This is a genomic window from Virgibacillus tibetensis, assembly GCF_036026595.1.
Taxonomy (GTDB): domain Bacteria; phylum Bacillota; class Bacilli; order Bacillales; family Amphibacillaceae; genus Virgibacillus_P; species Virgibacillus_P tibetensis.
In genome coordinates this window covers 25,149-37,751 of the sequence record NZ_JARZFX010000005.1, presented here as the reverse complement: position 1 = coordinate 37,751, position 12,603 = coordinate 25,149, and the positions used below count along the sequence as shown (strand labels likewise).

10 protein-coding genes are annotated in these 12,603 nt (G+C 36.7%); 6 read left to right on the top strand and 4 right to left on the bottom strand.

What is annotated here, in order from left to right; genetic code table 11:
- Positions 1-1,662 (bottom strand): sensor domain-containing protein, encoded by a 1,662-nt coding sequence (locus QGM71_RS11665; RefSeq protein WP_327607731.1) that lies wholly within the window; start codon positions 1,660-1,662, stop codon positions 1-3.
- 338 nt (positions 1,663-2,000) lie between these two features.
- On the opposite strand from QGM71_RS11665, the gene mbcS reads away from it, so the two are divergent.
- The gene (gene mbcS / locus QGM71_RS11660) at positions 2,001-3,578 is read left to right on the top strand and encodes an acyl-CoA synthetase MbcS (protein WP_327607730.1); all 1,578 of its coding nucleotides are present in this window, start codon (positions 2,001-2,003) and stop codon (positions 3,576-3,578) included.
- A gap of 44 nt (positions 3,579-3,622) precedes the next feature.
- Here the strand turns inward: mbcS and QGM71_RS11655 are convergent, their stop codons facing one another.
- From QGM71_RS11655 to QGM71_RS11645, 3 genes are all read right to left on the bottom strand, one after another.
- The gene (locus QGM71_RS11655; protein ID WP_327607729.1) at positions 3,623-4,333 is read right to left on the bottom strand and encodes an ABC transporter ATP-binding protein; all 711 of its coding nucleotides are present in this window, start codon (positions 4,331-4,333) and stop codon (positions 3,623-3,625) included.
- A 1-nt stretch (position 4,334) separates the two neighbouring features.
- A complete protein-coding gene (locus QGM71_RS11650; protein ID WP_327607728.1) occupies positions 4,335-5,975 on the bottom strand; it encodes an ABC transporter permease in 1,641 nt (546 codons plus the stop codon).
- 128 nt (positions 5,976-6,103) lie between these two features.
- Positions 6,104-7,195: a Fe(3+) ABC transporter substrate-binding protein gene (locus tag QGM71_RS11645; RefSeq protein WP_327607727.1), complete on the bottom strand. Its 1,092-nt coding sequence runs from the start codon at positions 7,193-7,195 to the stop codon at positions 6,104-6,106.
- A 321-nt stretch (positions 7,196-7,516) separates the two neighbouring features.
- Between QGM71_RS11645 and QGM71_RS11640 the strand changes: the two genes are divergently transcribed.
- The 5 genes from QGM71_RS11640 to QGM71_RS11620 all read left to right on the top strand — a co-directional run bounded on the left by QGM71_RS11640 (position 7,517) and on the right by QGM71_RS11620 (position 12,602).
- A complete protein-coding gene (locus QGM71_RS11640) occupies positions 7,517-9,652 on the top strand; it encodes an ATP-dependent Clp protease ATP-binding subunit (RefSeq protein ID WP_327607726.1) in 2,136 nt (711 codons plus the stop codon).
- Positions 9,653-9,815: 163 nt separating this feature from the next.
- Positions 9,816-10,688, top strand: coding sequence for a ComEC/Rec2 family competence protein (locus tag QGM71_RS11635; RefSeq protein ID WP_327607725.1), 873 nt, complete (start codon positions 9,816-9,818; stop codon positions 10,686-10,688).
- Positions 10,689-10,821: 133 nt separating this feature from the next.
- The gene (locus tag QGM71_RS11630) at positions 10,822-11,250 is read left to right on the top strand and encodes a DUF4064 domain-containing protein (RefSeq protein ID WP_407703021.1); all 429 of its coding nucleotides are present in this window, start codon (positions 10,822-10,824) and stop codon (positions 11,248-11,250) included.
- Between the two features lie 127 nt (positions 11,251-11,377).
- Positions 11,378-11,755, top strand: coding sequence for a GntR family transcriptional regulator (locus QGM71_RS11625; protein ID WP_327607724.1), 378 nt, complete (start codon positions 11,378-11,380; stop codon positions 11,753-11,755).
- Entirely contained in the window at positions 11,745-12,602 is an 858-nt protein-coding gene (locus QGM71_RS11620) for an ABC transporter ATP-binding protein (protein ID WP_327607723.1), read from the top strand. Before QGM71_RS11625 ends, QGM71_RS11620 begins: the two co-directional genes overlap by 11 nt.
- Position 12,603 lies beyond the last annotated feature (1 nt).

Below are 12,603 nucleotides of genomic sequence, written 5' to 3'. Positions count from 1 at the left end.
TCAACCTTTGATTTTATATTTATTTCGTCCGGATTCTTTTGCCTCATAAAGAGCCAGGTCTGCGTTTTTCAGTAGCTGAAGCTCGGTCGTACCTTCAAGTGGAGCGACCGCTATTCCAATACTGGTCGTTACTTCTAATGCAGTACCACCAAAGTTCCAAACATCGCGCATGCATGTAAACACTTTCTCTGCAATAGATGTGGCGTTTACCTTAGCGCCTACTCCATGAAGGAGTATAACAAATTCGTCTCCACCGAGCCGTGCAGCCATGTCGTCATCACGAATACAACCACTTATCCTTTTGCCAAACTCCTCAATAACCAGGTCGCCGATATCATGTCCGAATGTATCATTAATTGTTTTGAAGTAGTCTATGTCTATCATGAGTACAGCCAATCCATCTTTCTTATCATTAAAGCTGTCAACTGCCTTTGTTATTTGCTCATTGAAGAAACGGCGATTAGGAAGTCCTGTTAAGGCATCATGCATTGCTACATATCTTAATCTTGCTTCGTATTCTTTTTGAAATGTGATATCTCTTGTCAAAACAACCATGTGATTAAAATTATTCAGTTCATCGTATACTGGTGTTCCAGTTAATTCTGACCATATCCAATCCCCAGCATTGTTTAACTGGCGAAACTTCAGCTTACAGGGTTTCCTGTCTTTTACAGCTGTCGAAATCCCGTCATTAATCATTTCTTGATCATCTTTATATACATTATGAAGAAAATGCTTGTTTTCATATTCTTCATTGTCAAATCCCAGAATATCTTTATAAGAGGGAGATACATATATAATTTGCCCTCTCTTATCAAGTAGTGTAATTAAATCACTTGCATTTTCAGCAATAATACGGAAAAGCTCTTCACTTTCTTTAAGCTGTCTAAGGGTATTTTCTTGTTCCGTAATATCCTTATATATACCGTAAATGCCGGTTACTTTATTGTTAGTTATAATTGGTGTGAATTTAGCTATAATATTCATTTTGTTACCTGATTTGTTTGTTATAGCCATTCGAAGCTGCTGGGATGTTCCACCAGCAGCTAATTGAAATCTCTCATTAACTAATTCAATGTGCTCTGGTATAACATAAGATTTAAATGATGTTCCTGTAACCTCAGCAGAGGAGAATTGGCTAATGGATTCAGCGGCAAGGTTTGTAGCTGTGATGTTACCATTGAGATCAATTGTTATTATAGCATCTAAATTGTAGTCATAGAGAGACTGGTATTTTTGTTTGTTTTCCAAGAGGATATCCTTCGATTTTTTTATCTCACTCTCAGCCCACTTTTCATTCGTAATATCTTTAACGACAGCTACAATATGTGTGCAATTTTCTTTGTTATCAAACAAAGGGGTTAATGTTGTTTCTGAGAAGGAAAGAAATCCTTTTGGAGACATATATGAATCTTCATATGTTGTCACTTTACGACTGCTTACAGCTTTTCTATATTGTTCATATAAGAAAGTGGCTGGGGCATCAGGATACACTTCATCGATAGGCTTACCCAATACATCTTGGTTAAGTCCAGTTCCTTCCATTGCTGCACGGTTAAGAAATTCATATGTAAAATTCGAATCAACTTTTATAACGAAAAGCATATTTTGTATACCTTCCATCAATACTCTTTGACTAGTGACAACGTTTTCATAATTCATTATATACCTCCACTATGCCAGGGAGTGAAATGAGGATATAGACCTAATCCTGCCCTGTCGTTATCTAATATGAAAAACTTCTTTCTTCTATATTAAACGAGGCGAATGTTTGCACCTACTTATATTGAGCCTCTGGTAAATTAAATTTTTACTATACATCCTTCATCTTCAGTATACGGGAAGGGCACCTTCACAATCCACTTTTACTATACCATTAATTGTTATTAAATTTAAGAACAGAATTTCACAGTTTAGTTAATTACACTATATCTCTACCTATTTAAAATTATCAAATAATTTGGTATGATAAAGAAATACCGTTACTAGGAGATGAGAGAATGAACAGAGAAGAATTAGTTGCTCCAAATGATTATAATATTGTAATGGAAGTGGAGAGCTACACAACAGATCCAACTAGAAAAGCACTAATATGGCAGAATGATTCAGGAAATAAACGCGAAATAACATATGCTCAACTAATGAAAAATGTAAATAAAATAGGCAACGCTTTATTAGCTGATGGACTGAAAAAAGGTGACAAAGTACTTATTATGGTACCTCGATTAATCGAAGCTTATGAAGTTTATTTGGCTGCACTCAAAACAGGTTTGATTATTATACCAAGCTCAGAGATGTTGAAGACGAAGGACTTACAGTACCGTGTTAGTCATGGGGAAGTAAGTGCTGTAATAAGCTACTACCCGTATGTAGAACAATACAAGGATCTTAATGAATATGATCAGCTTCGTAAATTTGTAATTGGTAAACATGCTGAAGGCTGGCTTAACATGGATGATTTAACGAAAAATGCATCTGAAGAATTAGAAATGGCAGTTACCGATCGGAATGACATTGCCTTCTTACCCTATACTTCTGGTACAACTGGCAATCCAAAGGGTGTAGTACATACGCATGGATGGGGCTATGCCCATTTGAAGACAGCATCTGAAAACTGGTTATGTATTAATGATGGAGACAAAGTGTGGGCGACTGCAGGACCAGGCTGGCAAAAGTGGATATGGAGTCCTTTATTATCAGTGCTGGGCTCAGGAGCAACTGGCTTTATTTATCAAGGAAAATTTGATCCCAACACATACCTGAGCCTATTACAGGATAATGAGATCAATGTTTTATGCTGTACACCTACTGAGTACCGAATTATGGCGAAGGTCGACAACTTGAGTGACTACAAGCTTACCAAACTGCACAGTGCAGTATCTGCCGGTGAACCTTTAAATGTGGAAGTAATTGATACATTTAGAAAGTATTATGATATCACAGTTCGTGATGGCTATGGACAAACGGAAAACACATTATTACTGGGTGTTATGAAAGATATGGAAGTAAAGCCTGGCTCTATGGGAAAACCTACACCGGGAAATGATGTTGATATTATTGATGAATTTGGTAAACCAGCTGGTATTAATGAGGTGGGGGACATAGCTGTCAAACTGGATTGTCCTGCTTTATTCAAAGAGTATTACAAAGACTCGGAACGCACGATAATGTCACAGCGTGGTGATTATTATGTAACAGGAGACCAAGCTTTTAAAGACGAGGATGGCTACTTCTGGTTTGAAGGGCGCAGTGATGATATTATTATAAGCTCTGGTTATACAATTGGACCTTTCGAAGTCGAAGATGCACTGGTTAAACACCCCTCTATTCAGGAATGTGCTGTGGTAGCAAGCCCAGATGAAATACGGGGAAGTATTGTGAAAGCTTTTGTTGTTCTGCGTGAGGGAGTCGATAAAAATAATCCGAATTTGGTCAAGGAACTTCAAGATTATGTGAAGGAGTTAACTGCACCTTATAAATATCCACGAAAGATTGAGTTCCTGAATGAACTGCCGAAAACAACTTCAGGGAAAATCAGAAGAATTGAATTGCGTCAGAAAGAGATGCAAAAGCAATAGAAAGAACCCGATTGATTACCAGATCAATCGGGTTCTTTCTATCGTTATTTGGTTGTTTCCAATTGTTTCATTTCTGAATAATGAGTTGTACAAAGTGATTCCCATTCATGTGCTGCACCATCACGCAATGTGATAATTCGATCAGCAATAGCTCTTGAATCTTCCCGGTCGTGCGTAACGAAAATAGAAGTGGTACCGGTTGCTTTAATTATATTCCTCAGCTCATTTCTGATTTTAATTTGTAAATCAGTATCGAGATTACTAAACGGTTCATCCAATAAGAGTAAGGATGGTTTAGGAGCGAGTGCACGTGCCAGAGAAATTCTCTGTTGCTGACCACCACTAAGTTCATGTGGATAACGCTTTTTGTAATGCATCATATTAATCAAATCCAGAACTTCATTTACTCGGGTTTCTTTTTCCTTTTTACTAAACCCTTTTAACCCAAACTTGATATTGTCAATTACTGTCATATGCGGAAATAAAGCATAATCCTGAAATACCATCCCGATTCCCCGCTTTTCAGGAAGAATAAAGTGTCGGTCATCTGTCACCACATGCTCATCGATATGGATGGAGCCTGATTTAGGTGTCTCCAGCCCAGCTAATAAACGTAATACTGTGCTTTTTCCGCTTCCGCTTTCTCCAAGGATAGATACAATATGTCCCTTTTGTATTTCCAGATCGAAATTCTCAATAATGTTACTCTTTGAATTCTTATAAGAGAAACAAAGATCGTTAATTTTAATAAACATATTATTTAGACTCCTTTTCCAAAATATGATGGAAAACAAATATTGCAACAGCACTGATAACGATAATAATGATAGATGCCAAAGCTGCTTCATGAATTTGTTCGTCATTCGCGTATTGGAATGCTTTTGTAGATAATGTGTCAAAGTTAAAAGGTCTTAATATCAAGGTAAGCGGCAGCTCTTTCAATATTTCTATAAATGATAGAATAAAGCCACTTAAAATAGCTCCTTTTAAAAGAGGCAAGTCGACTTTAAAGAATGATTTAGTCATTCCCATTCCGAGCATGCGTGAAGCTTCTGTAAATGAGTTTCCTATTTTATCATAACCAGATTCGATGGCATTAAACCCGACGGCTAAAAACCGTATGACATAAGCTGAGACAAGCATAAATAAACTAGTGCTTAAATATAACATTTGCTCTAATCGGGCAAATTCATAAAATCCAAATAAGAAATTGTCTGTTCGAATAAATACGGTAATAATACCTACAGCAATTACTGCACCAGGAATAGAATAACCAAGAATTATAACTCGTGCAGACATTTTCGATAAGAAGCTTTGGTGTATGCGAGCAAAATTTGCAATGATTACAGCGAATACAATAATCATGGTAGAACCAGCTAATGCCACAATTAACGAATTAATTATTAATGAAACAAAAGCAGGATCAATTATTTTTTCATAGGTTAATAATGTCCAATCAACTAACTGTACAAACGGAATTAAAAACCCTAAACCAAAAATGATAGAGCAATATATAAATGCTGCCTTCCCTTGCCACCCCTGTAGCTTGACCGGGGTTAATGGACGTATTTTCGCTGAGGGGAAACTATACCGTTTCCTTCCGCGAAGGAGTTTTTCCAAAACCAAAATGGCAAAGACAATAAACATAAGTGTGGCAGACAGCTTTATTGCAGCATTTAAATCTCCCATTCCAAACCATGTCTGGAATATGGCAGTGCTGAAAGTTGGTATACCAAAGTATTGCACCACGCCATAGTCATTCAGCACTTCCAGAAGAACAAGACTGACACCGGCAACAATAGCACCACGGGAAATAGGCAGTACTACAAGAAAAAATACCTCAAACGAGTTTCTGCCAAGTAATCGGGCGTTTTCAATGAGTGAAGAAGATTGGTTTGATAGAAAAGCTCGTGTAATCATATATACATAAGGGAACAGGAAAAATGTGAAAATAAAAATAGCACCTGGTAAAGACATAATATCAAAATAGGATTGATTAACAGGTATGTTAAAATGAGTGCGCAATGTTGTTTGTATGACGCCAGTATAGTTTAGAATGCCGTTATATGTGTAAGCAGCAATGTAAGGAGGAATCGCTAATGGCAGAATTAGTCCCCATTTAAAAAAACGTCGTAAAGGGAAATCATATGCAGAAATTAGCCAAGCCAAACTTGTGCCAATTAAGATACTGAAAATTCCAGTAAAAACAATGATTATGCTTGTGTTCTTTAATAATAGAGGAAGAATATATTCTTTAACATGTTGCCAATTAGAAGTCTCCTGCGTAAAAAAATTTACTAGAATAGATAAATTAGGCAGTAGTATGAGTACAACGATAAGGAAGCTGAAAAGCGTCCATAAGTTTAAGTATTTGGAAAAGTTCCTAGAGAGCTTCAAAAATCTACACTTCCTTAGTTCCTGAATAGAATGTTTACATACTCTATAATGATAACAGTTCTCACTAAGATTGTATAGAAGGAATGCTGTATCTTTGAGTGAGATACAGCATTCCTTTTACATCAAAACTATTTCCAGCCTACTTTATTCAATATCATAATCGCTTCATTATTGTGTTCGCCCAACTCTGATAAATTGAGATCCTGTTCCTTGAAATCTCCCCATGATTTTAATAAATCATCAGGTTCTACATTCGGGTTCACAGGATATTCAAAGTTTGTAGCTGAGAATTGCTCTTGAGCTTCCTCTTTTGATAAGAATTCCATGAATTTGATTGCATTTTCTTTATTTTTACTGCTTGCTGTTAAGCCAATTCCACTAATGTTAATATGGGTTCCAGTTGTATCCTGATTAGGGAAAACGATACCTAATTCCTCGGCGGCCTTTACCAACTCCGGATCTTCAGAATTCAGCATTCTTCCATAGTAGTAAGTATTAATTACAGCTATATCACCTTCACCAGCAGCTACTGCGATTGCTTGGTCTGTATCTCCACCTTTTGGATTGCGAGCCATATTTTCAACAATTCCTTCAGCCCAATCAATAGCCATGTCTTCCCCTTCAAGGGCGATGAATGATGCCATTAAAGATTGGTTATAAATATTTTCAGATGAACGAATCAGCACTTTATTTTTATTGGCCTCGGAAGTAAGATCAGCATATGTTTTTATTTCCTCTGGATCAACGCGGTCTTTATGGTAAGCAATAACACGTGCACGCTTTGTTAAACCAAACCATTTATTGTCTACATCACGATATTTTTCAGGAATATTTTCATTAAGTAGATCACTGTTTACTTCCTGCAGAAGATCTCTCGATTCAGCACGATGTAAGCGACCAGCATCTGCAGTTATAAAAAGGTCAGCCTCCGATGCTTTTCCTTCACGCTCAAGGCGCGTAATTAACTCATCATCTTTCCCTTTAATAACATTCACTTTTATTCCTGTTTCATCTGTGAATGTTTTATATAATTCCTCGTCTGTATCATAGTGACGCCCAGTGTACAGATTAATTTCTCCGTTATCTTCATTCACTTCATTATCTTCATTCTCTGTATTGGATCCTTCAGATGCTTCGTTGTTGTCTGAATCATTACCACAAGCAGTTAAAGCAAGTACAGATATAATCATCAGGATACCTAGCAGTAGTCGTTTAATCATCAATTTATCTCACCTTTCTGTCTCAAATTCCAGCTTCTTAATTGATAATGAATCTCACTATCATTAACTTTTAGTTTAAACAAAATAATTAATAAGTCAATAATTATTAAGATGTTCTATAATTGAATAATCTATAATTACTTTAATTAAAAAGGGTTTATCCCTATAGGGAAAGGGTAAACATACGATTCAACACTATAATTTTAAAAAAATATCAAACAAATTTCTTGAAAGTCAAAAAAGGTCAGAGTATAATAAAGTCAAAGGTCAAATATAGTCAAAGTCAAAAATGAATATAATATAAATTAGGAGGAATGGAAAATGCACTGTCAACAATGTGGTATAAACCCTGCAAACATTAATGTATCTATGCAAATGAATAATGAGAGAATACAGATGCATGTGTGTCAGGAATGTTTCCGGGAAATTCAAGGTAAATTGATGAATTCTAATGATTTTTTCTCTGACTCATCATTTAATGGAGATGCGCAGGAGGCATTTTCCAAGAACTTTAATGGTTCAAATAAAATGGGTGCTAAAACAAAGCAGAAACAAAATAATAACGGAAATGGTTTAATCGAACAATTAGCTAAAAATATCACAAATGCAGCTAGAGCCGGGCTTATTGACCCAGTGATAGGCCGTGATAATGAAGTAAAACGTGTTATCGAGACATTAAACCGAAGAAACAAAAATAATCCGGTGCTTATTGGTGAACCCGGGGTTGGTAAAACAGCTATCGCCGAAGGATTGGCCCTAAAGATAACCGAGGGTAAAGTACCAGCTAAATTAATGAATAAAGAAGTTTTCTTGCTTGATGTAGCTTCTTTAGTTGCAAATACTGGGATACGTGGTCAATTTGAAGAGCGGATGAAGCAGCTTATTCAAGAACTGCAATCCCGTCAGGACATTATTCTTTTTGTTGATGAAATCCATTTATTAGTTGGAGCAGGTACAGCTGAAGGATCTCAAATGGATGCTGGAAATATTATGAAGCCAGCGTTAGCTAGAGGTGAGTTACAGCTTATTGGTGCAACAACACTAAAGGAATATCGACAAATTGAAAAAGATGCAGCGCTCGAGCGTCGCTTGCAGCCGATTATCGTAAACGAGCCATCTCCGGAAGAAGCTGTTTTGATATTAAATGGTATTAAGGATCGTTATGAGAAATTCCATGAGGTTCGATATTCAGAAGAAGCAATTCGTTCATTCGTTACCCTGTCACAGCGCTATATTCAGGATCGTTTCCTGCCGGATAAAGCGATCGACCTGATGGATGAAGTAGGATCACGTTTGAATCTGGCGAATGCTGAAAACGACTCCCATTCCATAAGTCAACGCTTGAATGAAATCATTAAAGAGAAAGAGCAGGCTGCAGATCAAGAAGATTATGAACGTGCAGCTAATTTAAGATATCAGGAAATACAACTGCAAAAACAATTGGAAAAGGCAAAAGGTGAAGAACAGGTTATTGATGTGGCCATTACTGATATTCAACTGATAGTAGAGGAGAAAACTGGTATTCCAGTTACAAAGCTTCAAGCTGATGAGCAGGACAAAATGAAAAATATAGCTGAAAACCTTGGAGCAAAAGTAATTGGACAAGAAAAAGCAGTTGAGAAGGTAGCAAAAGCAATTCGCCGCAGCCGTGCAGGACTTAAATCTAAATACCGTCCAATTGGATCATTTCTATTCGTCGGCCCTACTGGTGTAGGTAAAACCGAATTGACAAAAGCTCTAGCTGAAGAGTTATTCGGCTCACGCGAAGCCTTAATTCGTTTGGATATGAGTGAGTATATGGAAAAACATGCAGTATCTAAGATCATCGGTTCACCACCAGGATATGTAGGGCATGAAGAAGCGGGGCAATTGACAGAGCGTGTGCGTCATAACCCATATTCCATCATTTTACTTGATGAGATTGAAAAAGCGCATCCAGATGTGCAAAATATATTCCTGCAAATTATGGAGGATGGACATCTGACAGACTCTCATGGTCGAACAGTCAGCTTTAAAGAAACAGTCATTATTATGACAAGTAATGCCGGTACTGGAGTGAAAACGGTAAACGTTGGGTTTAATAAAGCGGTCCATGAATCTGTATCTACACTGGAGAACCTGGGCGTTTACTTTAAGCCAGAATTCCTCAACCGTTTTGATTCGATTATTAACTTCAACGAGCTAGTTGAAGACGACTTAGTGAAAATAGTTGATCTCATGCTTGAAGACCTGCAAAAAGCAATGAAAGAAAATGAAATGATTATTTCGATTACAGAAGAAGCAAAACATGAATTAGTGCGACTTGGCTATGACCGCCGATTTGGCGCAAGACCTTTACGCAGAGTCATTCAGGATAAAATTGAAGATCAGCTGACTGATCTGGTCTTAGAAGAAGAAACCGTTGAGAACGTAACTGTTGAACTAGTCGATAAAGAAATTACTGTTAAGAAAGCATAATATGTCTAGAGAAAACCGCTGAGATTGTTCAGCGGTTTTTTTGTTCGGGGCCAAGTTTCTGGGTCCATCAAACAAAGCATAATAAAATCACTCCAAAAATTTTTCAGCAGGATAATAAATATTAAGTCAAAACAGTGTAAAACTAAAAAAGAGGTGATTAATTATGTTCCAGTCTAAGAAGTTCATTGTTTTTATACTAATTATATTTGTTAGTGGCTTGCCAGCCAATACGTATGGTGATTCGACTTCGCCAGAAATGCAGCTGCATTTTATTAACGTTGGGCAAGGGGATAGTATCCTTATCGAAACACCAACAGGAAAAACCATCTTAATTGATGGTGGGCCACCTAAAGCAGGGAAAAAGGTGGTTTCCTATCTAAAAGAAATGCAGGTTGAAAAGATTGACCTGTTAATTGCCACCCACCCTGACATTGATCACATCGGCGGACTTCCACACGTAATGGAAGCTGTTGAAGTCGACCAAGTACTCGATTCTGGAAAAATCCACTCAACAAAAACGTACGCAAGGTATATATACCAAATACGCAAACAAGGTATTCCGGTTAAAATAGCAAAGCGAAATCAACAACTGGAAATTGATCCTTTGATGGAAATTAAAGTTCTAAATACACATGGGAAATCCAAGAACAATAATCAATCCTCCATAGCATTAAAAATAACTTATAATAATATTGATTTTTTATTAATGAGTGACATTGAAAAAGAACAGGAACAGGATTTGATAGCCGAACAGGATGTACAAGCGGAAATACTAAAGGTCGCTCATCATGGTTCAAACACGAGCACTTCACATGGTTTTCTTCAAGAAGTAGATCCACTAGTTGCCATCTTGACCTATAGTTTAGAAAATAATTTTGGTCATCCAGTTGATCGAGTAATTGAAAATTTATACAAGATAGATGCCACCATTTATTCAACTGCAACATTTGGCAATATAGTGATAACAACAGATGGAGAAGACTTTCTTGTACTACCGGAAAAGGATCCAATGATAAATATAGGTTCGGCTGGCTAGAATCATGATATTTAATTTATATACAGGTATACTCAACATTGATATCATATTATTAAGGGATGACCATTAAGATGTTGGGGGGATATGTATCATTAAAAGAACTGGTGAAGTCATACTAGGTATCTTAGGCGCTTTGGTTTATGGTTTGTTTGCTGCCTTGGGGGCAGGAATGATCTGGTTGAGAAATAACCAGGATACCATTAGAAATCTTCTGATCGAAGGAGGCTTTGAACAAGAGTTTCCAGAGATCACCATAGAAGAGGTTACTCATTTATTTAATGACATAAAGGGTGCTGGATTACTTCTTCTAATCACTTCTATAGTAGCTATTCTATTAGGGATCGTAGCTATGATTTTACTTAGAGGAAATAAGAATCCGAAAGCAGCTGGAATCATTTTTATCGGCACAACAGTTGCAGTTATGATTGTTAATTTTGGACTGGGAATTATTGGAGGTATCTTTTATCTTATCGCAGGTATTATGTGTCTCGTTAGAAAACCACCATTGACAAAAGAAAAAGAGCAACAGCCTGAAGATCCGCTGACAGTAGATGAAAAATAATGCCAGAGTAAAGGTTTGCATAATGATGCAAACCTTTACTTTTTTTTGCGAAATCTATTGACAAATAACTTAGTTAGTTATATGGTTAGTTACATAAGTAATTAACCAAATAACGAAGGTGATTAATTTGAAAAACACACTAGACGAAAACAAACCAATATTCCTTCAAATAAAAGAGCAATTAGAAGATTCGATCATCAACGGGAGCATTAAAACTGGTGAACGTGTACCTTCGACTAATGAATTTGCTGCTTACTATAAGATAAATCCAGCTACAGCTGCCAAAGGAATAAACGAGCTTGTAACTGAATTTATTCTTTATAAGCGAAGGGGTGTTGGAATGTTTGTAACAGAAAATGCAAAAGAGATCTTAATCGAAAAACGGAAACAAACGTTTTATGAAAATTACATCCTTCCATTAAAAAGGGAAGCAAAGAAATTGCATATGAGTAAAAATGAGTTAATGGAAATGATGGAAAGAGAGGGGACAGATAATGAAAATTGAGGTAAATAATCTTACAAAGAAATACAAAGACACTATTGCATTAAATAATGTTTCTTTCACACTGGGTGAGCCGAAGATCTATGGTTTACTTGGCAGGAATGGTGCTGGGAAAACAACGTTTATGGATATTTTATCTGGTAATATTCTAGCAAGTGAAGGGAAAATTTTAATTGATGGTGAAAATCCATTTGATAACCAGCGGCTGACGGAACAAATATGCCTAATTAAGGAAGGAAATAATTTTAAGAAGGATTTAAAGGTGAAAAATGTTCTTAAAATATATTCCTTTTTTTATCCAACATGGGATCAGGAGCTTGCTGATGAACTAGTTGTAGAATATAACTTGAATTTAAATGCGAAAGTAAAGACCCTCTCAAAAGGAATGGAGTCTTCATTAGGTATTATTGTGGGCCTGGCGAGTAAAGCACCAATTACGATTTTCGATGAACCTTATATTGGATTGGATGCGGCAGCGCGGAAGAAGTTTTATGAAATACTGCTTGAAGAATACGAAACGGAAAAGCGTACAATTGTTTTTTCAACGCATTTAATTGATGAGGTTAGTTTGATGTTTGAAGAAGTATTAATCCTGCAAGAAGGGTCACTCGTCCTCCAGGAAGAAGCAGACCTGTTGCGGGATAATACTTGTGCTGTGTCAGGCCCAATTAAGGATGTGGAAGAATTTATTCGCAATAAAGAGATAATTGAGAAGAAGCAGCTGGCAGGTACAATGACAGCATATATTTATGGGAATATGCAGGAGGCCAGTTTGCATGGATTGACTGCAGAAGGTATACCGATTCAGGAACTGATGATTTATTTAACAGAAAGAAAGAAGGGTGCTTAAG